We start from the raw sequence: 23,841 nt of genomic DNA on the forward strand, positions 1-23,841 counted from the left end.
GATGAGTCCTATCGCGATCAAAAGAATCAATCGGGCGTTAGCCTATTTATGTCTAATTGTTGCTTCTGCATTTTTCATTACTCCGTTCATTTGGCTGCTTTCGACTTCTCTTAAACCACTCACACAAATCTTTACATTCCCGCCCGAGTGGATTCCGAGTCCCATTCTGTGGAGTAATTATTCCCGTGCCGTGGAGTATATCCCATTTTGGACATATCTGAAAAACACAGCCATTATAACCATCGCTAGTACGCTTGGTGTGATCATATCCTGTCCCTTGGTTGCATATAGTTTTGCCAAGTTAGAGTACCGTGGGAGAGGTTTACTTTTCTTTGTAACCCTCGCTGTTATGATGATTCCCGGACAGGTGACGATGATTCCGCTGTTCCTGTTGTTTACTAAATTAGGTTGGGTAGGAACAGCTCTTCCACTGATTGTACCCCAATTTTTTGGAGTGCCTATTTACATTTTTCTATTGCGGCAGTTTTTCATGGGACTGCCTGATGCCCTGCGCGAAGCGGCCCGCTTAGACGGTGCTAGTGAGTTCCGCATATATTTACAGATCATGTTTCCACTAGCCAAATCCGCCGTATTAGCCGTGGCTTTGTTTCAATTTATGGGGAGCTGGACTGATTTCATGGGCCCCTTGCTCTATTTAACCAATGAACCATCTTACACGGTTTCGCTTGGATTGCAGCAATTCCAGAGTCAAAAGGGTTCCGAATGGGGTCTATTAATGGCCGTATCCACCTTGATGACATTGCCTATTATTGTGTTGTTCTTTTTTCTTCAAAAGACGTTTATTAGCGGTATTACATTTAGCGGTATAAAAGGTTGAACATCATGGGTATGACTGAAGCTCCAGCGATGCGGAACCAAGGCGTGTTAGGATAGACCTAGACTTGAGAGGCAGTTTTTCATGAGGAAAAACAAAAGAAACCGTTTCGTAGTAAATGGAAGCGAGAGCGACCATATACCCAAGGAGACGGTTTCTTTGTACATTTTACATACTCGAGTGAGAATACATTGGACTAGGTCGGATGTTATAAATACAGGAATGATATATGAAGTAAGGGTATATGTTAAAATGATAGAAAGTTGATCCATTAAGAAAAATAGGAGGTATAGCGCATGAAATGGAAGAGAGAACTTTTCCCTGACCAATTCGTAGTGTATCCGAACAAGATGCGAATAAAGAGTTTTTTAGAGTAGAGCCTGGTAACGTTGTATATCATACTTCAAATCCAGACTTTGTGATTTATCTCCGCAAAGATCCATTAATGAGAGTGGGATATTGAACGGATATGGAGCAAAAGATTTAGAAGGGAAGGGCCTATGAGCGAAAGAGCTGAAAAGAAATTGAAAATGCAATTTGGCTTCAGCATACTTTTTATTTTTATCATTGGTGTGCAATTAGTTGTCAAAAACTACTTCGTGAATCATCCCCCTGCATGGACAACTGGATTATCCATTTCTGGTTTTATTATATTTTGTATACTTGGGCTGCTAACCTACCTTGATCTCAAGAACCAAGAACAATTCGTAACGATTGGACAAATCGTAGATGTGAAAAAGGATACAAATATTATTATCGTTAAAGGATTGGGACGAGGGCATCGTAAAATATTAATAAAAGATAGTCATATCCTGAACATGATGCAGCCAGATGAACTGATCGAAATCACGAGATTAAAATATACTAAGATGATAACGAAGAAAGTATATCAGGACCAGGAGCTACAACTTTAATCAAGTGTTGAAAGAGTTGTAGTTTTTTTATAATCGATGACAGTAGTAATTAACGAAAGCAGATTTTTCTGAAGCCCGAGGTTGTGAAAAGAAACTATGCTCTTGATGAAGCTCAAGAAAGCATTCGAGTAGCAAGATTTGCACCTGAACTCCATTCTATTGAACGTTATGCTTTATTGAGAGATGCCATCGTTAGACTTCATAAAGCCGATCTTCGAGTACGAGATGTCAAAGGTGAGCTATTCATAGATCAGAGATAAGGAGGTCAGAGAATGGAAACAAAAATGCTGTTTGGTGTAGGTTTGGTCTTCGATACACCTGAATACGGAACAATTGTGATGGGGGCAAACGAAGAGTTGGACGACCTTCTTCCTTCGACCATACAAGAGATGATTGGTGATCAGATCATGATTAAAACAGTGGATGGGGAAGAGCAGGTATATGATGTTGTTTCTTTTCAGATCAATCATTCGATTGCGGTTAAAAAGAATGTTGGGATATGTTTGGGGAAAGGGATTTCGTCGGATGAAATAGTAGCTGGTTCAATTGTTTACTATTTTCTATCAGAAAATAGTAATTAGTAGTTCAGTACCATTAAGAAGGTATCGGAAGGTCGCTTGACTCCCTATGGGATGAAGAAGAGACTTCCTTTTTGATTCGACATTACAAATACTCGACGTGTTCAAAATCCATTGGATCGTATAGACATGAAGGAATGAGTATCGAATATATCTCCCTTTTTCACCAAATTTTTCTTCGCAAAAATCACTGCATAGGTTATCATATACGTAGTTCAGATATAGGTAGAATGTGTAGTATTTAAGAAGTACATAAATTAGATGTTATAAGAAATCCCTAAAAACATTTAATAAATAAGGAGAATATAAAATGAATTTTTGGAAATTGAGATATAAAATCGAATCTTATTTGAATTTCTTTAACCGAGTCGCAATCAAGAATATAATCTTTTATCGGGATGGTGCTGTCAATTATGCTGAACTGACAGTTGAGGCTCAAGGTGTTCAAGAAGCCGAAAAGCAAGGAGAAATGAAATTGAAAGATGTCTTGAGCGCTATGGAATTCACTTTAAACGAGAGAATTAGTTTTCACGTTATAGATATCCAACAAGAAAAAGGTGATGGAGATTCTAAGTTTGTTGGTGTTTCAAGCTTCGCTAGCTCTGTTTCAGTAAGAGTTCCGTTTCCAGAAACAGAGTTAGAAAGTATTAATGATATTTTTATGGGAATCAATAATTCTAATGATATCGGCACTACAGCCTATCATTCTTATTTGAAAGGGATTGAAGTAGGAGAATGGCATAACGAAGCGTTTCTGAACTTTTTCAAAGCAATAGAAGTTATTGCAAACACATATCTTGAAGCAGGAAAAAAGGAAAAAGAAATTTCTAGTGATGCCGAGCTGAAATCCTTAACAAAAGAACTAGAAGAGTATGTGAAAAATAAAGAAATTGATCTCGATAAATTGAAAAAAATCTGTAGTGCAATACATAGTTTAGGATTTATTGAACTTAAGAAGAGAATTGTTATAGCTTTAATAGATTTAGGCTTGAATGATTATAGTAAGGAAGCAAAGAAACTAGTGAACTCTAGAAATAAATTTGTAGCCCATGGAGGTAATAACAAAATCATTGAAGTTGAAGAACTTGAGAAATGCAAAAATATCTCCAAGTTGATGATTAAAAAATACATTGAGAAAAACCGTACTTGAGTGATTTCAAAGAAGCTAGAGACATCTTATAACAAAATATTCACGCTACGGACATTCGTCCTTGATCCGGCAGTCGCCGGATACCCGACATTCGTCGGGTCGTGAATACAAGAACGTTATATGCAACCTGAAAGAATAGGAAAATACAGAGTAAGCTAGTTTGATTTTTTCCTAAAACTAAAAAATACATTAGGAGTATTTTATGGCTGATATTACCCCTTTATTGACCATATCTGGCGCGTTTGGTGCTGCATTTGCTGGGCAGTATTTAGGACATAAATTGACACGTAATCGTGATACAGAAAAACAAAATAAGGAAAGCTTGCAAAACCTATACTCGCCATTAATTTATAAAATCGTAGATTATATAGACATTGAATGCAGTAATTCCATTATCACACCTAATAAATTTATTGACGAACTAGAGATATATGTTTTAGATCATCTTAATATACAGCTAAAAGAGAATACGAATGATCTATTCAATAATATATTGGCAGATATAAGCGGAAAACTGACATATGCTGACCAAAACCTGATTATGAGTTTTGAGATTGCTAAAAAGTACGGGAAGGAGTTTAATTACGGTCAGGAAAAAGCAACTTTAGTGAAAAATATTTATTCTGTAAGAAGTCGTATAGAATTATCTTCAGTATTCTTGTCACAGTACTTGAAGCTTAACAAGCAATTGAAAACACTTTCTAAAGCTATTCAAGATGAGTTAGAAGAACCTTATTTTTACACTTTAGTAGTTCGTATACTTCTTCAAATGCGTTTGTTTTCTATAGCTATTAATTATTCATTTAGAGATAAAGATTTAATTGTTTCAGCATTCGGTATTGATAAAAAAAACTTACTTAAAAAGGCAGAAAATTTAGTGAAAAGACATGAATATATACTTAATGATTTAGATAATTTTTCGTCACAAGTAAGCGAAGAGTTGGATGTAGATTCATACGTTTTCTTAGATGAATTAATTCATAAGATGGAATTTATGGATCATTATGAATCTGACTCTCCAAATATATGGAGGAGATTAATCGAAGAAGATCGTAATAAGGAAGAAAAACAATTAGAGGACTTTCTTGAAAATTACGTAAATAAAGATTCTTAAATTAGTAATACTTTTAAGTGGAAAGTTTCACAATGATTCAATCAAAGCTTGTAATTATTGTAACTTACATTCAACATTAATTAAAATGTTGAATTTGAAAAACACAGGTAGCATATAACAAATGCTCACGCATTAGGACATTCATCCTCTGTCCGGCAGTCGCCGGAATCCGACATGCGTCGGACCGTGAATAAAGGAACGTTAGGCGAAATTACTTTAGAAAGAGGCTTGTTGAATTCAATCATTCAAGAATTTCGATCAGAAGCATATGATCCCAAAATTTCGATATACAATTTTGCTAAGGCTTGTCTTCAAATCCAAGCTAACCATAAAAAATCGCAGCCAGCGATGAAAAAGCGAAAAATGAAGTCGCCAACTTATCATAACGTATAGCCAGCCTACGACAATTTTTCAGCTTGTTAAACAAACCTTGTTCTTCTTAGAAATTTTGAGGAATTTATTTTTGATAAGATTTGATTTTATTAACATTTAGCCATCCCAAGACTATTAAAAGAATCAGCCACAGTCCGAATGTAGTTCGATAAGGATGATTAGATACAAATTTGCTGATAAAATCAACAGGAATACGTGCTATTGCATTATCTACAAAGCTTTTTAAACCCGCAAAACCAAATATAAGAGCTAAAAATGAAGTCAATATTGTAGTATATAAATCACTAGATTTGATACTTGAGTCTCTTTGTTCACTTATCGTTTCTTTAGTATTTTTTATAATTTTTTCAATTACTTCTACAGTTTCATTTGCTCCTGATCTTTCTAACAATGTTTTGTACATTTCTTTTGGCGACCCTTCTGCTTGAAAAATTAAATTATCATTGTAAGTTACTTCAAGCATATTTAAGTCATTTTTTATTTTTGAAAAATCTTTAACTTTTTTATAAACTGATTTCGACAAACCTTCTAATATTGTTTTAGCAAAAAATTTTTTCACGAGAGTTAGCTCATAAAAGCGCAAATATTCAAACATACTGTGAAAAACTATGGTTTGAGCGTATTCTAAGACTTCTTGATCATATAAACCTTCTTTTTTTAATTGTTCGCGATAAGGTTCTAACTGCTTTTTAATGGATGAAAGTAACATATTGGTACCATATATTAATAATGCACCTTGCTTTGCACAATAAAAACCATGGGCATTTGTCTGTTCAATTAACGTATCTGAGAAAAATCTTTCTAGGTTGTCCTTTGAATATCGTTCCGTTACTTCAGGAACTGTATTTTTTAAATAACCAACTAAAGTTTGCTTATTATCGTTCAAAAAATTTTCGAATCCTTTATTTTTTTTGAAATTTAAATCTGCTATAACCCAAGAATAACGACTATGATTTTTGTCAGTCGTTAATATCACTTGAGTTATAGTACTTAAATAAGAATGGTAATGCTCATGTATATCGTAGATAGTAGCAATGTCTTTTTTTCTCTTCAACCAGAGGTTCTTTAATGTATATTCTTTATTTATTTCATAAAATTCAACATTTTCAAAATACAAAGTAATAGGAGGTTCTTGCGGTGCTTGAAGCTCCTCCTCATTCATAGTTATCACAGTCTGAACTGTAATAACACCTGATTTATAAACAGTAGCAATAACATGGGGTGTGACTTTTTCGCCTCTATAAGTCGACAAAAAGGGAAGCAATAAAAACCTTGTTTTTTCTGATTCGTTAAAAAAATCACTCATGTAAGCATTATCAATTTTCTCAAAACTCTCACTCACTACCTTAGCATCTTCCAGCATTTTTTCTTCTTCTAGGTAAATTAGATTTGTGGATATTGAAAGTCCCTCTTCATGGTATGAAATTTGTTTTTCCATTTCATAATCGTTGCTTATTCCATGTTGGTCATAAAGAGCTTTTAGTCTGTTTTTTGATACAGCTGAATTACTTAAAATTGAACGATAAACATGTTCGTAGTTGGCATTATCCTTTTTAGGATAAAACAACAAATACATCTGTCGCTTTTCATTTAAATAATTCTCAAAACGAGTATTTACCTTGCCTTGCTTGTTTTTACTATCTACATAACATAAAAAGCCTTTTGATTTCTTTACATTGTTCACTACAGAAGAGTACTGGGAAGCATTAAATGTGTATATATCGTATTTAGTAAATGCTTTAAAATTCATGTTTTAAACATTCCTTTTATATAAAATAAATTAAGAGTAGAAAATGAACTGAAATCAAAAAAAAGTCTCCGGTTTTGTTTAGAGGAAGTGAAAGGACTTTGAATAATTATTTCCTAAATAAGTTTAGGGTAACTGTAAAACCGCAAGTATTTTTAGCTTAGCATTAAAAATTATACAACAAGCCCCACACTACTTTGCTTATTTAAATTATTCTAGACGAACATCTGTAATAAAGACGTGTTGGGCAAAACATTTCTATTAAATTTATCCCCGTCTGAACTTTCAACTTGTGATATATATTCCACCAGATTTAAAAATTGTTAAATTTATATATTTTTACATAAATTTCAGCAATAAAAGCGATTCTTTGAGAATTATTTATTATGATTTATTGATATTTATGCTCTTATCCCGAACCCAAACTACTTATTGCTAACATTATCCTCAAGTTTGTTTTTCTCTGTCTCTATTTTGTTTAAAAACTACTAACATAAGGGTTTACAAAGTGTGTAGGTGGATTTTGTGCGATTAGTTGATCCCTCTAAAACTTACCCTGTCCCTTCCCCTAGCAAATACCCCACAGAAACCTCCAATGCCTTGGCAATAACCAACACTTCATAATCTTGAACGAGACGATATTGACCCTCCAAACGTGAAAGACTGGTCTGACTGATATCCAAACCCAATGTTTGTAGCCTGGCTAAGAATTCACGTTGTTTGATGCCTTTACTTTTACGGATAGCTACTACTTTGGAGCCGATGATATTTTTGTCGCCAGGTGGTTCTTGTCTATGCTTCATTATGTACACCTCTCATTTCAACCACATTGTATGAGAAATAATGGTTGTTTTAATGCGGATATCGAATTAAAATAAAATAAACCGATAATCGCATTAAAATGATTGCTTATGTCTAGTCTTAACAAGACATGGCGCAGTTTAGACCCATCAGAGAGGTGCATGTATGAGCCGGTTGCTTGACGTATTGGAAGAGGAACGGCGCAAGCTTAATCAGCTTGGTGAGGCATCCTTGAAGCAAGCGATTCCGTTGTGGGACAATCCCGCGGTTCAGGAACAGAGCCGAAGGGTGGATGAACTGGTGGCACAAGTGAGTGAAATGAAAGCGAAGCATAGCCGAGTGGTACGTTAATGAGCGAAGTACATAAATGCGTGGGGGAGGAGAAGCTATGGATTTTCCGCGGTGGATGCAGCGAGCGATTCAGGCAAGGCTGGATGAGGTGACTGCCCAGATCGAGCATGATCCTGAACTTAATCGGGTACGTGGGGAAACAGATGAAGCGTTTGAGGCTTTGTTTGCTGGCGAGGAGGTTGAGCTAACACCTGAATACATTGAATGGGAGAATCGTAACATTGTCAGCAAAGGCATAGAGAATGAACGGTTGTACATGCAGGGGCTACGAGATGGCATTCGACTCACTGTATCGTTGCTGAGTCAGTCGATGCCGGAGGAGAATGATACGAAGGCCTGATCCACTAACGCGAACCCATAAGTCATGGGGGAGCGACCCTGATCTACACTTAAAAACCCGAGCCGAAGCGTGAATAACTCGCTTCGGCTCGGGTTTTAGTGCTCTACTTTTCACAAAAACAAATCCTTACTTCCCACTCACAGACTTGAACCAATCATTCACCTCTTGGGTGATTTGGTCGCCGCCGTTGGATTTCCAGTTAGCTACGAATTGATCGAATGCATCGATTGGCAGTTTGCCGTAGATGATTTTGTTGAAGGTTTCGAGCTCGGACTGACGGAGCAGATTCCACTTGGATACCATGGTTGGTGTGGCTGCGCCTGTGAAATAGTTTTGTTTGCGGATGTCGATCTGGGACATAACCACTTTACCTGCATACCAGTTTTCCGGTTTACGGAATTCGGCCATTTGTTTCTCGTAAGGTGTCTCAGCTTTCTCGCCGTTCGCGAGTTTCACGAGTGTTTTCATGTACAGATCTGGAATACGCGCCGGGCCGGTCAGGAACGGGAATTCGTTGGAGAAGTCTTTGATCTTCTCTTTGTCACTGGTCGGTTTACCGTCTACGACATCCCAGTCGTATCCTTTCGCAAAGCCGTACTCGTACGGGCTTCCCGCTTTCGGATTCGCCAGGTTATCCAGCAAGTAGTTGTAGTACAGGAAAATCGCTTCCGGGTGCTTCGCGTCTTTGTTGATCATGATACTTGCGTTGACGCCAGAGTTCTGCCATTTCGTACCGATCTTGCCGTCTGGACCAGCTGGAACAGGGTAAGCTTTGTATTTCGCGCCCGGTACGTTCTTCAGTAGGTCTGGAGCAGGCCAGTCCGGTACCCAGTTTGCGCCAGGCAGAATGCCGGCTTTGCCAGCGGTCCAGCTCTCAGCGGATTTACCTTCGTCCCATAGCGCGGAGTCGGCGTGGATATATCCTTTTTCCATCCATTCAGCCAGCTTGGCAAGGGCTTGTTTCGCACCTGGGTTCACGGAGCCGTACTCCAGATTGCCGTTTGCGTCTTTGTTCCATTGCTCTTCAATTGTACCGTATGCACCGAACAACCAGTCGAGCTGGCCCATCCAGGTGTTGGTGTTGTTTTTCAGCGAGATCGCCAGCGGGAATACTTTGTCTGGAGACAGACCGTCCGGGTTCTCGTTTTTGAATTTGTCCATGATGTTTTCAAGGTCTGCGATGGTTTTTGGCGCTTCCAGGTTCAGCTTCTCCATCCAGTCCTCACGAAGCCAGAGCAGGGTATCGTCGTTATCCGTGTACTCCATGATGGGCATGTTGTACTTTTTGCCGTCCTTGGTGAACGGGTACCACAGCTCAGGATGTGCTGCCGCGTGCTCTTTCAGAATCGGGCTTGCATACTTCTCGAACAGCTCATCAATAGCGATGAATTGACCGGAGTCGATCAGCTGATTCGTCAGTACCGCGTTCGTTGGCACGGTTACGAAATCAGGCAGCTTCTCGCCAGACGCAATTGCCAGCTGCAGCTTCTGTCTGTATTGATCGTCAGTGGCCGGATACCACGTATCTTTGTGCTTCATGCCCAGCGTTTCGAGCATCCAACGGTCATGTACGTTGTTCTCTTTGGTATCGCCATGAGCGTATTTTTTCGGCATCAGCACGGAGCTGAATTCGATGGGCGGGTCGTATTTTCCTTTGGCAAACGCCGCTTCCGCTTCCGCAGAGCCGACAGCCTCTTGTGTATCATTCGTGCCTTTCTCACTGGCTGACTCGCCACTGCCGCATGCAGTGATGGTGATGAGTGCGATGACCATGAGCAAGGACCACCATGTTTTGAATTTGATCATTGTTCAATCCCCCTACGATGTATGATCTTTACACTGTAACTGTACCAAGTGGAGCGGGAGGGCATCTATATGAGTTTGTTAGTTTCGATAGGACTCTCTTAGTGTAAAAACTTTGGTTATCGCAATCTATATAAGTTGAACTAAAAAATTTACACAATCCACTACGATTACAGAACAACCTTCCAATCGCTGTTATCCCCAGATTTTTTTGATTCCCTTTTTAAAGAGGAAAATCCGGTGATAAAGGCGAAGCTTATGCTTCCGATGCAGCTTTCTTTCAGAAAGCTTTTAGCTCCGCTTTTTCAGGTTTTTTCTGTCCTCTCCGTTCACGTGTAAATGAATAGATCAACTTATATAAACGTAACGTAATTCCAGTAATTCCAAAGCAAGTTTTAACAACCGTATTCATATTAATGCTGGTCGCGGTACTCTTGCGGTGTCACGCCGAATTGACGTTTGAACACTTTGATAAAATACGCCGGGTCCATATAGCCGATCTCCAGGCTGATCTCATATACTTTTTTGGTGGTCGTAACCAGCTTGTGGCAGGCCCGATCCATCCGCAGACGGGCGATATATTCACTGATACCCTCGCCAGTCTCGATCTTATAAATCTTGGACAGATGTGTTGGATGCAGATTCACATGGTCTGCGAGTACACGCAAAGAAACATCCAGATGCAGGTTTTTATCGGTAAACTCCTGAATCTTCTTCACGTACTCGGATCGGGTATCCTTGACCTCGTTGGACGTGCCTTCCTTGAGTTTGACGAGCACGCCGAGCGACCATTTGCGCAGCTTGCCGATGGTGGAGAAGACTTCTCCGCTTTGTAGTTGCTCGATCTCACTGCCCATTAAGCCTGCCAGGGTGAGCTTGTTCCGATGAGCCAGGTTCGTGAAAGCAGCGGTGATGAGAAAACCCGCCTCCATACAGTGTTCCCATGATTCCGACCATTTCTCGTCCAGTTCGGTGCAGACGGCACGGATTTTATCTTCGGCGGCATCCCATTGGCCGCTTTCCAGCAGTTGAATGAAGGTAGGCGGAGTGTACAGCACATCCAGCGGACCTTGTGCCGCAGGTGCTTCGACATCCGTCACCCGCATGACGAATTCACGCTCATCCCCGACGATCTGGCGGAAATAGGCGGAAGCCTGACGGAAGCGATCGTAGATCTGTTCCGGGAAGGTGAACCACTCGGTCATGACAATGGATAGGGAGCCTTTCAGAAACTGTTTTACTTTGGATTGAAGCTGGATGGACAGCTTCTCCAGAATGGTTTCTTTTCCAATATCGCCGCTTCGTTCCTTCAATTGCAGTAAAAACACGACATACCCGTGCTCTTCCTTCACACCCCACACGTGCATAAACTCACCCATAATCTCCTCCGCCATGTTGATGATGGCATATTCGATCAGGGTCTGATCATGGCTGTCGTAGTGGCCGAACTCCTCCTCCATACGGACCAGCATCAGCGCGGCATCTCCGGTGTGGAAGGGTAGGTCATAATTGTTCAGCTTGCGCTCCCATTCGCTGGCGGAGAACCGATGTCCTTGTAATGTCTCCAAAAGAAGGCGTCCACGCAGATGCGGCAAATTCTCGCGCAGGGTAAACTGCGTTCGCGATAGGGAGCTGACAAGCGCCCATTCATTGTTAAGCTGATCGATGGCTTTCTGCACGGCGCCGATCAGTTCGTCATCTGTTGGCGGTTTGAGCAGGTAGTCCACGGCTTCGTACTGGATGGCTTTCTTGGCATAATCGAATTCGGAGTAGCCGGATAAGAGGATGCATTTTATTTTTTTGTCCCGGATGCGGATGCGTTCGATCAGCTCTATGCCTGTCATTTCCGGCATCTGAATGTCCGAGATTACGATATCAATCGGATGGGTTTCGATGAGTTGCAGGGCTTCGCGAGCGGAGTATGCCCGGTGAACCTGTTCGATCCCGAGCGTATGCCAGGGTTTGGTCATGGACAGGTTGTCGACCCAGTGTGCTTCATCGTCTACGATGATCATTTGCATGTTGCTTTGTCTCCTTGCTTGAGGGTTTACACGCTTCTAAGCTGACATGTGTTGCAAGCAGTATATCACACCACCATCTGCTTCTCTATGGAAACAGTTCCGTGCACATATGTCCTTGAAAAAAAGGAATGAATATTGAATATTTATGAATAGTATTCCGATATATAGGGTTGAAACTGCAATTGCTGAACTCCTCCTTATAGAAGTAGGATGAATATGTACAGCTGGTCACTCAGCATGTGGAAACCGTGCAGTATATGAGGAACTACAGAAATACATAAAGAAAAAGATGACAACGACGAAGAAGACGAAGAAAAAGAAAAAGAAGAGAAAGAAGAGAAAGAAGAGAAAACGAATCATTACGGGGGGATTTTGTGAGTACGACAAATCATTTTAATTTTACATCGGATGAAGGAACTCGAATCCATGTATATAACTGGCTACCTGCGAGTGACACTCAGGTCAAAGGAGTGGTGCAGATCTGCCACGGCATGGCGGAGACGGCGGCTCGATATGAGCGTTTTGCGCTGGAACTGAATCGGAATGGATACATCGTGTACATCCACGACCAGCGCGGGCATGGCAAGACGGCAGAAGTTGTGGAGAACCTGGGTCATCTGGCAGATCGCGACGGATTCGAGTGGATGGTGCATGATCTGTATAAACTGACGGGCATCATTAAGAAGAAGTATCCTGAACTCCCTCTATTTCTGATGGGTCATAGTATGGGCTCGTTTGTTACGCAACGTTATCTGATGCTCTATGGCGAAGAATTAGACGGGGTTATCTTGTCGGGTTCTACACTGCATGTGCGCTTTATTCTTCATGCGGCTGCGCTGTTAACCAAAGAAGAGATTCGTCGCCGTGGCAGACGTGTACCGAGCCATCGGATGAACAAGTTGTCCTTCGGCAGCTACAACGATGCGTTCAAGCCTGTCCGCACTGAGTTCGACTGGCTTAGCCGGGATGAGGAAGAGGTCGACAAATATATTCGTGATCCGTTCTGCGGAACGGTGTTTACGACAGGATTTTTTGCAGACTTTTTCACTGGACTCGAGCAGCTCGGGATCAAAAACAATCTGAATCTGGTGCGCAAAAACCTGCCGATTCATATCTTCGCTGGAGACAAGGACCCGGTAGGCAGCTTTGGCAAAGGCATTATCCGGCTGTACAACGCCTATAAGCAGCAGGGCATCGACAACGTGACCTACAAGCTGTATCCGGGCGGGCGGCATGAGATGCTGAACGAAACCAATCGGGACGAGGTCACCGCTGATATTGTGAATTGGCTGGATGAGCGGATGAGCAAGAAAGTATAGACGTAGTCACAAATGGAAAAAAGAAAGCAAGAAGATAGCAAAGAGGGTACGAAGAAGATACGAAGCAAGAAGATACCAATAAGAAAGAAAAACGCCTTTACCGCCGCTACAATGAGCGGTTGGAAGGCGTTTTTTAGTACGTGCAATCGTTATGCGAGGCCCTTAAGGGATGATCAGGTCAATCTGTCTTTAATCATCCGCCTGAGTCGTTCCCATGTTCCTTGTCAGTATCCTCGCTGGGGATTTCCCAAACGATTTCGGTGCGGAATCCGCCAAGCGGTGATGGGCCGAACAGGAGATAGGAATGACTGCCAAAGGTGTGGATCATGCGCTGATACGTATTCCAGAGACCGCATCCGACTTCCTCTTGCAACGGCTCCAGCATTTCTTGGTTCAACGCTTCGTACTGCTCCGGCGTGAGACCGGGGCCGTCGTCGTCAATGTAGATTTTGCCAAAGCCATTCACACTCTCCCCGGTGATACGAATCTCCCCGGAGGTATACGACTTCCCGACACCATGAATCACCGAATTCTCCACCATCGGCTGAAGCATTAAACGCGGTACCGATTGAGCAAGCATGTGCTCCGGAATATCGATGTGATATTCAATACGGCCATTGCGCAGCTTCTGAATATCCAGATAGTTAACGAGCAGCTTGATCTCTTCCTGCAATGAAGAGGTTTCCCGTTCCATCCTGGTGGTGTAGCGATAGTATGCACTCAGATTATGCGCCATGGATACCACAGCTTGCTCGTCCTTCATCTGCGCCATGTTGATGATATAACCGAGACAGTTATATAGAAAATGCGGGTTAATCTGTGCCTGAAGCTGCTTGAGCGTCGCTTCTCTGGCTCGTATTTTTTCCTGAAAGACATTTTCGATCAGGTCCTGAATCTGGTGAGACATGTCGTTGAAACGGTGGAACAGGAACGAAAACTCATTCTGGTTATTGCTGTGCAAACGCACGGAGTAATCACCTTGTTGCACGCGGCGCAGACCTTTGATCAGTTTCTGGATCGGGTACTGCACATTACGATAGAGTAAGATTGACGCCGAAATACCCACAACGAGCAGCAAAATCATGCAGGCATAAAACAGATTCTGACTCAGCGAGATCGGCTCCAAAATCTGATATAACGGCACGACATCCACCAGATGCCAGTCCAGATACGTGGATTTGACGGTGCTGACAAGATAGTTTTTGCCGCCCAACTCCACGACATCCTGTGTTGTATCTTCGAGCGAGTGAGTGTCCAGATAACGGATCAGTTCGCCGGATAACTGCTTGTCTGCGGTGCGGTTTAGAATAGGGGCATTGCCCTTGTGATAAAAGAATGGATCGCCCTGGCCGCCTGCTTTGTACGTGTCTAGCATATTCTGAATATTCTCGTAGCTGAAGCTGGCTTCAATGACCAGATTGCTGCCCGTGAGCATGCCCGGTTGTGCTAATGAATCGGTATAGAACCAATAGAAAGATTGCATGGCGTCTTTCAAATCGGTGGAATGATCCCCGTAGGTCCATTGTCCGCTCATATTTTTTTTCAAATACGCCTCATCATAACCCGTATCGCGGGTGTAGTTCGCAATAACCTCCTTGTTCTGCTGGGAGTACACCGCGTAGCGGGTAGGCCAGAGATCGGTTACGCCGGTCTGGAGCGTCATTTTCTCTTGAATGATGTATCTCGTCTGCATCTGGTCGTACTTATCCTGCCACAGGTTCAGACCGTTGAAGGCTCGCACATTCGGATCACGCGAGAGAATAAGACTGAAATCCATCATCTGATTGATACGCGAGTCGATCTGACTGGACAGGAACGTGAGCTGCTTGGTGTTAGACACTTGCAGTTCTTTGCTGACGACGTCGTAGGTGACGTTGTTCGAATAGGTATACATGATCAGAATCGGGATGAACAAAATGATGATTAACAGATTGATTTTGGCAAAAAGGCTGAAGCGGGATCGGATTCCTTTTTGAAAAACGTTAAAGCGCTCCCATGTATGCATAAAAAGTCTCCTCTACATTCACATCTAACTATATTATTGAACGTTTTTATTTACACATGTAACGGAGAGGACAGAAAAAACCTGGAAAAGTGAAGCGGTCGCCTTTATCCCCGGATTTTCCCTTTAAGAAGGGAATCAAAAAAATCTGGAGATAACAGCGATTGAAAGGTTATTCTGTCCTCGGAGTGGCTCGTGTAAATAATACGATTAGTTCATTAATATAGATCAAACTAACAAAACCCTATCCACCCTAACAATGTTATATAGTCAGACCTCGGAATGGCTTGATACTATTTATATCAGAGAAGCCCAAGACACACAAAAACTTTTTTTGGGAACAGGAGAAGGTTCATATGGAGGCTAAAATAGAGGGTCAACGGCTACCGCAGGCGAATGTCGGCAACAAGCTGGAAAAAAAGAAGAAAAAACGCTACAAACAGCCGTGGGTGTTGCACTTCATGGTGCTGCCAGCGGCCATTATGGTCTTTATATTTTCATATATTCCGATGTCAGGTATTCTAATGGCCTTTCAGGATTACAAACCTGCGCGGGGGTTTACGGGTTCAGAGTGGGTGGGGCTGAAGCATTTCGAGTATATGTGGACCAATGATTATTTCCTGCAAATTACGTGGAACACCCTATTCTTTGCCTGCTCAAAGATTATCATGAACTTGATCATTCCGTTTATCTTTGCGCTATTGCTCAATGAGGTACGGAAGATGGCGCTGAAACGTACGATCCAGACATTAGTGTATCTGCCGCACTTCTTGTCCTGGGTGACACTGTCCGGTATTCTGATCGACATTCTGGCACAGACGGGCATATTGAATCAGTTTCTGGTGTCGGTGTTTGGCATCAAACCGATCTTCTTCCTTGGAGATGGCAACTGGTTCAGGTTCACCGTCATCATCAGTGATGTGTGGAAAGAGTTTGGTTTTAACACGATTATCTTCCTTGCAGCACTGGCGGGCATCAACCCGTCTCTGTATGAAGCCGCTGAAGTGGATGGGGCGGGGCGCTGGAAGCAGACGATGTATATCACGATTCCTGCACTCATTCCAATCGGAATCGTTATTGCGACGCTGGCGCTGGGCAACGTGCTGAACGCCAACTTTGACCAAATCTTCAACTTGTACAGCCCATTAATCTATCAGCAAGCGGATATCATCGATACGTTTGTGTATCGCGAAGGTCTGCTGAGCGGACAGTTCAGCTTTGCAACGGCGGTCAATCTGTTCAAATCGGTCATCAGTCTGATCCTCATCGTGATCTCGTACCGACTGGCGTATCGTTTTGCCGGATACCGAATTTTCTAAGAAAGGATGATGACGAACCATGTATCATAAAACGTTACCTTATCGCATTTTCAGCATCTTCAACAATGTGTTTCTGACCATCCTTTCGGTGCTCTGCTTGCTGCCGCTGTATCACTTACTGATGGTATCCCTCAGTTCGTCCGCCCCTGCGAATGCAGGGCTTGTGACATTCTGGCCGATTGGATTTACGTTCGAGGCGTACGCCAAGACGTTTGATAACTCCAACTTCTTGTCCTCGCTCTGGGTATCGGTGGAGCGGACGGTGCTGGGCACCGGGCTTGCACTCATCGTCAATACGCTTGCGGCGTATGCGCTGTCGAAGGAGACGCGAGTGTTCCGCGCGCGTAATGTCTACCTGTGGTATTTTGTCATCACGATGCTATTCAGTGGGGGTCTGATTCCGGGGTATATCCTCATTCTGAAACTGGGCCTGATGAACACGCTGTGGGCACTGATCCTGCCAGGTCTTGTGGCGGTGTTCAACATCATTCTGCTGCTGAATTTCTTCCGTACAGTGCCGAAGGATCTGGAGGAGGCCGCCTTTATCGATGGCGCAGGTCATTTCCAGTCGTTTGTGAAAATCTATCTGCCCGTGTCCGTGCCGGTTATTGCTACCGTGTCTCTGTTCATGATGGTGGGGCACTGGAATGCGTACTTTGACGGGATCATCTACATTCGTGATTCGGAGAAGTTGCCTCTGGCGACATTCATGCAGACGATAATCGTGCAAGGCGACATGACCAAGATGGACCCGCAAGCGATTGCGAACCTGTCCCAACGGACCATCCGGGCATCACAAATTTTCATCAGCGCACTGCCGATCTTGCTCGTGTATCCATTCCTGCAACGTTACTTTGTAAGTGGGATTGTGGTCGGGGCCGTGAAGGAGTAGGGACTTAAGGCTGTAATTGGAATGGCGTTAATAAGGATTGAGAAGTGAAATATGTGTAAACGTTTGTTTTCAAGTTATGTTAATGTAACGTGAAAAGAAAGCTGCCAAACTGGGGAAGGCCAGGGAGGCGGCTTCTTTTTTGTGGTTTTTAACAGACAGAGTCCATATGGTGTGATCACGCAGAAGCGGCAATCATCATGAATATTAAGCTACGATTTTTGCAAGTTTTGATTTGTATTACGTCTCTTCATCCATATCTTTAAGCAACTATACACAGTTACGATGATATTCAACAATAGCAGACCTAAGTATCCGTCCGTATATTGAGTTCTCTCAATCCACTTGTTCACCAGTTCTCCAGAAAGAGCTTGTTTTGCTAAGTAGTTATTAATATCGTTCGGTTGTATTTCATCAATGTAAATGAGTGGAAACTCCATGCTATTGGGAGAGGAGGCTAGAGGTGGATAGAATTCAACCCATATCTGACCTGTCCATCGATCATACTTATATTTAAAGTCTGCGCTGGACGCAGATTCAAGATGGTCCCATCTCATAAAACCGAATAGGAGTAAGATACATAGCGTAAAAATGCTAATGATTATCTTTTTATTTTTCAAATGATCACATCCTTTTTTGGCGCGAACTATATGTACTTCAACTATTGAAACCCAATTGATACTAATGGCACTGTACCCGTTTTTTATTTTACCAGTACTACCAGTTCTATGTAAGTAGCTTCTCTCATGCTGAACTAAAATCTCTCCGGTTACCTTTATTTGAATAAAATGGTACGATGGGAAAAATAGAAAATTACATATGAGAGGAGGAAAAGCTCGTTATGATGACGGATTCGAATTCCTGGTCTGTGTGTATATCAAGCGATGTTGAGTTGAACTTTCTGGTATATGTCGCCAGAGCGTATGGCATATGTAATACGTATTTCCATGAGCACAGTACATGGCCTGACAGGCAGGTTGTTTTAGCAGATGAGCTACATCAGGAGTTTGAGACAAAGTGGCAAGATTTCTGGATGGGCAGCATTCAACAAAAAGCGGAAGCAAAGATCCGGCAGACAGCCGTATCCAATTTTCGATCACAGGCCCAAGTAAAGTTTAAACACCTTAACCACAACTATGTATCTCCTTTTGTGTTTAACCCACCCCAATTTGAAGCCATCGAACATCAGGGACTGAGGGATGCTTTGATCGCACAATGGCCCTCCTTCATCCAGTGGTGGAACATGCCCGCAGGTGGAAAGGCTGCGATGTATTACTGGGAAGGTAAACCGGATGTTATAAGGTATGTTCGGGAGTTTGAGGTGGAAACGGGCAGGATTATTCACCCCTTTCATATGAATGTGGAATTAATCTATAACGGTCCTCATGAGCCGATTGAAGTCGCAGATGACTACTTGATTATGCCGATTAGAACGGAATATCTAATGAAGAAGGACTGGTGGGCCGAACGATTTAGAGAGAAGTACTAAGATGAAGTACTAAGACAAGATGAACAGATATTAGCGCATGTATGGGGGAGTATCTACAATTCACTCTACGAGCAGGGGGAAAAGAAATGGAATTCAGAAAAATCACTTGGGATAATTTTATTGAATGTATTGAACTCAAGGTTTCTCCGGATCAGCAACAATTCATCTCTTCGAATCAGCATGCACTTGCAGAAGCGTACATAGCCTCGGATGAGGGGCAGAGCATTATTACATTTGCAGTATATAAGGAAGAACGAATGGTCGGATTTATTTCGATGTATTATGACGATGGAGATGGAAATTTCGAGTACAGCAGCTATGGCATTTTCAAAATGATGATTGACCATCGGTACCAAGGCCAGGGTTACGGCAGAGAAATGGTAGAGAAAGCGATTGCGTATGCACGTTCAGCCCCGCGTGGGGAAGGCAAAGTGGTAGAACTAACGTATAAACCGGAAAATGTGCCTGCTAAGAAAATCTATGACTCTCTTGGTTTTCAACTTACAGGTGAGGAGTTGTCCTGCGGTGAGATGCAGGCAGTGTTAACGTTGTAATTGCCTCTCTCCCTATATTCCTGCTATAATTCCCGTATATCGACTGCATTGGGGGTTATGACGTGGCAATAGGGATGATGCCGGATTGCTCGTTCGCTAGAAAGCCTTACGCAAAGCCTGAATAGGGGCGGACTTTGTGTAGGGCGCGACAACATGAGATCGTGTGCCCTGAAATCAACAACAATATCATGGTTCGACCCGCAGGCTTTGCACCTTATTTGCTCGACCACTATAAATAAGGGGCTGAAGGCCATGCAAACACCATTTATTCATAATCATCAGTTCAACTATATCTATAAACAAGCCGAATTTCTGTTGAAAACGCTGCGCTCGGTCGTGGACCCCAAAGTATTGGATACGGTCCGCTATACCGTCAGTACGAATGCCGTAGGCATCTTCGAGGATCTGACGCCGGAACAGAAACAGCTGCTGGAGCAGCTATCCACGTATAATACGCCGCATGACGTGCAGCAATATTTGAATCAGCTTAAGGCATATCTGATTCCATACCCTCAGGTCACAGCTAAGCAGATTCAAAAGCTGTTCCCGAAGGCCAAAAAGCTCAAACTGCCTGATCTGGAATCCATCGATTATACACACACCACGTATCTGAGATGGATCGACATTGCAACCAGCCGCTTGTTCATCGTGTACCCGCACGAAGGCAAGTTCCTCGGGATTGAGGGACGCCTTGCCGCCACGAACAAGAAGGGATACTGCATGTTCTGTCATCGCCATCAGGAGCTTGGATTCTACAACGTGAAGACCAAGGCACAGTCGGCGGACAACTTTGCGTCTGTGGGTCAGTATGTTTGTATGGATGATCAGGCGTGCAACGAGAGCATCACGGACATTAGCATGTTGGAGAAATTCTTGCTGGCAACGATGAAATAAGGTCGGAGAGTTGTGTGCAGCATATATTACAAAACAAGCAGCATCGTAACGTAGCCTAATTACAGATGGTAAAATAGAACAAAACACAGGAAGGGCCGCTCAGTTGAGCGGCCCTTTTTGATGTGGCATGCCCAGTTAAGCACGCATCTTCTAGCGGGTGAAAGTCCAGTCACAGGAGGAACTGTTTTTTTACTCTAGTGAGACTTACTCATTCGTAATATTTATCGTTTCATCAGTGATCGTTTTTCCATCACTTCCTAATGCTTGAACGACTAGACGATTGTGTAATGACTTACCCGCAATATTCCATATTATTTTCCAACCATCGCTCTCACTGGTATCGTACCCAATTAGTTCTCTTTCTTTCCACGTCTCTGTCCCAGTTGGAACGGACCAGAACAGAAGTGTTTCCGCGTTAGTTGCCTCTACAGTGACCGTCAAATCAGAACTGTTTGCAGGAACTACGACCCAACCTTCTTTTTCAGGAAAGTTAGTCTTAATACTTGTGATCATAGGAGCAGACTCTTTTCTTTGAACATTTTCAGTCTCAAGATTTTTTCCAGAGTCTTCTGAAGTACATGCAGTGAGAAGAAGAAGGAAAAAAAGAAGTAGGTAGAATGCTTTTTTTGTTATAATGATCACCTCCTTCTATAATTTAAAATCAATGAATAATCTATATTATAGAAAAAATGTGCTGAAATTCCCATAAAAAACGCCAAACATTACGTTTGATGTTTTTAAACTGAAGTAAATGATTAATAATTCCCGGTTTAGATGTATCCACTACTTTTATCAGAAAAACTGTAATAATAGCTTAGTATATTGTAGTAGTCATACTCTGAGTAATTGTGTGCAATATATTGTGTGCCTCATTGACCTAATACTCCACCCGAAGCTGTGCCAATAACCCCTTCTGATCCTGTTCTATACTGAGCGGGCGAAGAAGCTCAAACTGCCTGATCTGGAATCTATCGATTATGTACACACCACGTATCTGAGATGGATCGACATTGCGACCAGCCGTTTGTTCATCGTGTATCCGCACGAGGGGAAGTTCCTTGGTATTGAGGGACGCCTTGCCGCCACGAACAAGAAGGGATACTGCATGTTCTGTCATCGCCATCAGGAGCTTAGATTCTACAACGTGAAGACCAAGGCGCAGTCAGCGGACAATTTTGGTATATTACAAAACAAGCAGCATCGTACCGCAGCATAATTACAGATCTTAAAATAGCACGAAACACAGGAAGGGCCGCTCAGTTGAGTGGCCCTTTTTGATGTGTAATGCCGGGGTGTTTTACTTACCATAACCGCTTATGAAAAGCGGCTAAGGGTGATTTATTTTACCAAAGGCGGAGCGGAATGTAAGGTGTTTATTTTATATCGTGAAAGCCACAGATGTACCCTAACCATTAAACCATTTATTTTGTTGACTGTTCAGCAAATGCGCTGGCATAGTTAACGCCCAACTCGTACGCCTGATTCAGCAGTTCCTCATAGTGTTCCGGTGGGGCATCCACCGTTTCATACAGGAATTCAACCTTTGAATTAGAGACACCACAGTAATCGGCGATACCTACATTGAGCAGGGTTTGGATGGATTCACCGTAGTTACGCTTATTCACCTGTTCTTCCGTCACACCGGCAAGAGCGATCCACAACATTTGCTCATGATGCAGCTTGTTCGAACCATAGGCAAAACTGTTGTTCATCACACGGTCAATATACCCTTTCAGCATCGCTGGCAGATGCCACCACCATAGAGGGAAGACAAAAGCAATAGCATCGTGTTTCTTGAGCCGTGTAATCTCCGTTTCAATCTGAGGGGAGAAGCGCTGATTATCTTGCGTATAGTCCGGTTCATCTTCTGCTCGCAGGATCGGATCAAAACCAATCTCGTGCAAATCTACGATTTCGGCTTGATGACCTGCTTCTGTTAGACCTTGAACGAAACGACCTGTGACCTGAAAGGTCAGGGAATCTTTGCGCGAATGAGATACCACCACTAATACGTTCATTATCAATCACAACCTTTCTGGAGCCTGGTTCGGTAGCCATAGCTCCTCTGCTGATGCTATTATAAACAGAGTTGAAAACATCTGGAAGTACGCACTTTGATGTTCTATAGGGAGATGAAAGTACCCTAGGAACATGAAATTTGAACGTGAACTTAAATGTACCTTGATGGAAATGTCATGATTTAAGAACCCTGATATAAAGAACCATGATATGAAGGCCATGACATGAGGCTCAGAAAGATATCGGAGGGAAGATCAAGATGGAACAAGGCAAGACAAATAACGAGGCTCCCAAGAAATATAGAGTTGGCGTTGAAGCGGCGCTGGAAGTGATGGGTGGCAAGTGGAAGCCGCTCATTATTTATCATTTGTTTACAGGTTGCAAAAGAACGTCGGAGCTGAAGCGGTTAATCCCCGAGATTACGCAGAAAATGCTGACAACACAGCTCCGAGCACTGGAAAAGGACGAGATTGTGCAGCGTAAGGTATACTCCGAGGTCCCGCCACGAGTGGAATATGAGCTGACAGCTTATGGATTGGGACTTAAGCCTGCGCTGGATCTTCTGTGTTACTGGGGAGAAGAGCATCTGGATAAGGTTTACGGGGATAAGTCTAAGGTGCTGGAGGATTTTTAATTCCAGGGAAACGTGAAGGGCAGGGGAGAGAATCGGTGAAACATACAACGGATGCGCAAGGAGTAAGCGGAGTGAACCAAACGGGTCAATTAAGTCATTCAGACCACAACACACAAGCCAATAGGGCTACACAAGCTAAGCAGTCCACCAAGAATACCCCGGCCAACTCAACCGATTTAACTGATCTACCCAAACAAACTGTACCGATCCGCTGTGAAGGGGTTGCTGTGATACTTCTGAAAAAATATTTGAATGAATTTCATGTGCTGATGCTGAAACGGGCTGGTCGAATGCTGCATGGAGAGTGGTGTTATATCGGCGGTGGTATTGAGCCAGGGGAAAAGGCATGGGAGGCCGCGATTCGAGAGATTCGTGAGGAAACGGGCATCACGGATATTCGTTTATACACGTCTAATCAGTTCGAACAGTTCTATTCACAGGCAGAGGGTTATATCTATATGGCTCCCGTATTTGTAGGTTATGTGCACGAAGATCAGTTTGTCCAGTTGAATCATGAGCATAGCGATTACCGATGGATGACGTTTGACGAAGCCAAACACAACGCGGCATTGCCCGGGATTGATGATATTCTGGGTTTTGTAGAAAAGCATTTTGCTAGAAAAACACCTTCCAAGTGGTTGCAGATTAATATAGAAAATGATTAGGAGGAATATT

Annotated in this window: 22 protein-coding genes and 2 pseudogenes; 16 read left to right on the forward strand and 8 right to left on the reverse strand. The window is 42.7% G+C overall.

Annotated elements, in window-relative coordinates; translation table 11 throughout:
• Position 1 precedes the first annotated feature (1 nt).
• The 5 genes from AC1VYS_RS08015 to AC1VYS_RS08035 all read left to right on the forward strand — a co-directional run bounded on the left by AC1VYS_RS08015 (position 2) and on the right by AC1VYS_RS08035 (position 4,591).
• Positions 2 to 838 (forward strand): carbohydrate ABC transporter permease, encoded by an 837-nt coding sequence (locus AC1VYS_RS08015; protein ID WP_145412161.1) that lies wholly within the window; start codon positions 2 to 4, stop codon positions 836 to 838.
• Between the two features lie 497 nt (positions 839 to 1,335).
• Entirely contained in the window at positions 1,336 to 1,749 is a 414-nt protein-coding gene (locus AC1VYS_RS08020) for a hypothetical protein (RefSeq protein ID WP_482913777.1), read from the forward strand.
• 272 nt (positions 1,750 to 2,021) lie between these two features.
• Complete coding sequence (locus tag AC1VYS_RS08025; protein WP_482913778.1) at positions 2,022 to 2,330, forward strand: hypothetical protein; 309 nt, start codon at positions 2,022 to 2,024, stop codon at positions 2,328 to 2,330.
• A gap of 307 nt (positions 2,331 to 2,637) precedes the next feature.
• The gene (locus tag AC1VYS_RS08030; protein WP_482913779.1) at positions 2,638 to 3,477 is read left to right on the forward strand and encodes a hypothetical protein; all 840 of its coding nucleotides are present in this window, start codon (positions 2,638 to 2,640) and stop codon (positions 3,475 to 3,477) included.
• Positions 3,478 to 3,679: 202 nt separating this feature from the next.
• Positions 3,680 to 4,591, forward strand: coding sequence for a hypothetical protein (locus tag AC1VYS_RS08035; RefSeq protein WP_482913780.1), 912 nt, complete (start codon positions 3,680 to 3,682; stop codon positions 4,589 to 4,591).
• A 322-nt stretch (positions 4,592 to 4,913) separates the two neighbouring features.
• Here the strand turns inward: AC1VYS_RS08035 and AC1VYS_RS08040 are convergent.
• The 3 genes and pseudogenes from AC1VYS_RS08040 to AC1VYS_RS08050 form a co-directional block, all read right to left on the reverse strand.
• Positions 4,914 to 5,015 (reverse strand): annotated as a pseudogene (locus AC1VYS_RS08040) (IS5/IS1182 family transposase); the annotation flags it as partial.
• Between the two features lie 33 nt (positions 5,016 to 5,048).
• The gene (locus AC1VYS_RS08045) at positions 5,049 to 6,734 is read right to left on the reverse strand and encodes a hypothetical protein (protein WP_482913781.1); all 1,686 of its coding nucleotides are present in this window, start codon (positions 6,732 to 6,734) and stop codon (positions 5,049 to 5,051) included.
• Between the two features lie 548 nt (positions 6,735 to 7,282).
• Complete coding sequence (locus tag AC1VYS_RS08050) at positions 7,283 to 7,534, reverse strand: helix-turn-helix domain-containing protein (protein ID WP_482913782.1); 252 nt, start codon at positions 7,532 to 7,534, stop codon at positions 7,283 to 7,285.
• Positions 7,535 to 7,697: 163 nt separating this feature from the next.
• On the opposite strand from AC1VYS_RS08050, the gene AC1VYS_RS08055 reads away from it, so the two are divergent.
• Together AC1VYS_RS08055 and AC1VYS_RS08060 are read left to right on the forward strand one after the other, a co-directional pair.
• On the forward strand, positions 7,698 to 7,883 hold the full coding sequence (locus AC1VYS_RS08055) for an aspartyl-phosphate phosphatase Spo0E family protein (protein WP_482913783.1): 186 nt from the start codon (positions 7,698 to 7,700) through the stop codon (positions 7,881 to 7,883).
• Positions 7,884 to 7,920: 37 nt separating this feature from the next.
• Positions 7,921 to 8,223 carry a hypothetical protein gene (locus tag AC1VYS_RS08060; protein WP_482913784.1) on the forward strand — a complete coding sequence of 101 codons (303 nt, stop codon included), beginning with the start codon at positions 7,921 to 7,923 and terminating at the stop codon, positions 8,221 to 8,223.
• A 126-nt stretch (positions 8,224 to 8,349) separates the two neighbouring features.
• Here AC1VYS_RS08060 and AC1VYS_RS08065 read toward each other — a convergent pair whose 3' ends face one another.
• Together AC1VYS_RS08065 and AC1VYS_RS08070 are read right to left on the reverse strand one after the other, a co-directional pair.
• Positions 8,350 to 10,029 carry a type 2 periplasmic-binding domain-containing protein gene (locus AC1VYS_RS08065; protein WP_482913785.1) on the reverse strand — a complete coding sequence of 560 codons (1,680 nt, stop codon included), beginning with the start codon at positions 10,027 to 10,029 and terminating at the stop codon, positions 8,350 to 8,352.
• A gap of 410 nt (positions 10,030 to 10,439) precedes the next feature.
• Positions 10,440 to 12,047, reverse strand: a complete 1,608-nt coding sequence (locus AC1VYS_RS08070; RefSeq protein WP_482913786.1) for a response regulator transcription factor — start codon at positions 12,045 to 12,047, stop codon at positions 10,440 to 10,442.
• Between the two features lie 374 nt (positions 12,048 to 12,421).
• Here AC1VYS_RS08070 and AC1VYS_RS08075 point away from each other — a divergent pair, with 374 nt between their 5' ends.
• Positions 12,422 to 13,366, forward strand: a complete 945-nt coding sequence (locus AC1VYS_RS08075; RefSeq protein ID WP_482913787.1) for a lysophospholipase — start codon at positions 12,422 to 12,424, stop codon at positions 13,364 to 13,366.
• A 193-nt stretch (positions 13,367 to 13,559) separates the two neighbouring features.
• On the opposite strand, the gene AC1VYS_RS08080 is transcribed toward AC1VYS_RS08075, so the two are convergent.
• A complete protein-coding gene (locus tag AC1VYS_RS08080; RefSeq protein WP_482913788.1) occupies positions 13,560 to 15,371 on the reverse strand; it encodes a sensor histidine kinase in 1,812 nt (603 codons plus the stop codon).
• Between the two features lie 458 nt (positions 15,372 to 15,829).
• On the opposite strand from AC1VYS_RS08080, the gene AC1VYS_RS08085 reads away from it, so the two are divergent.
• The 5 genes from AC1VYS_RS08085 to AC1VYS_RS08105 all read left to right on the forward strand — a co-directional run bounded on the left by AC1VYS_RS08085 (position 15,830) and on the right by AC1VYS_RS08105 (position 20,513).
• A complete protein-coding gene (locus AC1VYS_RS08085; protein ID WP_253299247.1) occupies positions 15,830 to 16,687 on the forward strand; it encodes an ABC transporter permease in 858 nt (285 codons plus the stop codon).
• A 19-nt stretch (positions 16,688 to 16,706) separates the two neighbouring features.
• The gene (locus AC1VYS_RS08090) at positions 16,707 to 17,579 is read left to right on the forward strand and encodes a carbohydrate ABC transporter permease (RefSeq protein ID WP_336122096.1); all 873 of its coding nucleotides are present in this window, start codon (positions 16,707 to 16,709) and stop codon (positions 17,577 to 17,579) included.
• Between the two features lie 838 nt (positions 17,580 to 18,417).
• Positions 18,418 to 19,065, forward strand: a complete 648-nt coding sequence (locus tag AC1VYS_RS08095) for a hypothetical protein (protein ID WP_482913789.1) — start codon at positions 18,418 to 18,420, stop codon at positions 19,063 to 19,065.
• 86 nt (positions 19,066 to 19,151) lie between these two features.
• Positions 19,152 to 19,619: a GNAT family N-acetyltransferase gene (locus AC1VYS_RS08100; protein WP_482913790.1), complete on the forward strand. Its 468-nt coding sequence runs from the start codon at positions 19,152 to 19,154 to the stop codon at positions 19,617 to 19,619.
• A 252-nt stretch (positions 19,620 to 19,871) separates the two neighbouring features.
• On the forward strand, positions 19,872 to 20,513 hold the full coding sequence (locus AC1VYS_RS08105) for a FusB/FusC family EF-G-binding protein (protein ID WP_482913791.1): 642 nt from the start codon (positions 19,872 to 19,874) through the stop codon (positions 20,511 to 20,513).
• A 204-nt stretch (positions 20,514 to 20,717) separates the two neighbouring features.
• Here the strand turns inward: AC1VYS_RS08105 and AC1VYS_RS08110 are convergent, their stop codons facing one another.
• Positions 20,718 to 21,155, reverse strand: coding sequence for a hypothetical protein (locus AC1VYS_RS08110; protein WP_482913792.1), 438 nt, complete (start codon positions 21,153 to 21,155; stop codon positions 20,718 to 20,720).
• A gap of 298 nt (positions 21,156 to 21,453) precedes the next feature.
• Between AC1VYS_RS08110 and AC1VYS_RS08115 the strand changes: the two are divergent.
• Positions 21,454 to 21,690: pseudogene (locus AC1VYS_RS08115) on the forward strand (FusB/FusC family EF-G-binding protein); the annotation flags it as partial.
• A gap of 244 nt (positions 21,691 to 21,934) precedes the next feature.
• On the opposite strand, the gene AC1VYS_RS08120 reads toward AC1VYS_RS08115, so the two are convergent.
• Positions 21,935 to 22,531, reverse strand: coding sequence for an NAD(P)H oxidoreductase (locus AC1VYS_RS08120; protein WP_482913793.1), 597 nt, complete (start codon positions 22,529 to 22,531; stop codon positions 21,935 to 21,937).
• 260 nt (positions 22,532 to 22,791) lie between these two features.
• Between AC1VYS_RS08120 and AC1VYS_RS08125 the strand changes: the two genes are divergently transcribed.
• Together AC1VYS_RS08125 and AC1VYS_RS08130 are read left to right on the forward strand one after the other, a co-directional pair.
• Positions 22,792 to 23,166 (forward strand): winged helix-turn-helix transcriptional regulator, encoded by a 375-nt coding sequence (locus AC1VYS_RS08125; protein WP_482913794.1) that lies wholly within the window; start codon positions 22,792 to 22,794, stop codon positions 23,164 to 23,166.
• A gap of 35 nt (positions 23,167 to 23,201) precedes the next feature.
• The gene (locus AC1VYS_RS08130) at positions 23,202 to 23,831 is read left to right on the forward strand and encodes an NUDIX hydrolase (protein ID WP_482913795.1); all 630 of its coding nucleotides are present in this window, start codon (positions 23,202 to 23,204) and stop codon (positions 23,829 to 23,831) included.
• Positions 23,832 to 23,841: the final 10 nt, after the last annotated feature.

The sequence above is a fragment of the Paenibacillus sp. G34 genome (assembly GCF_056856875.1).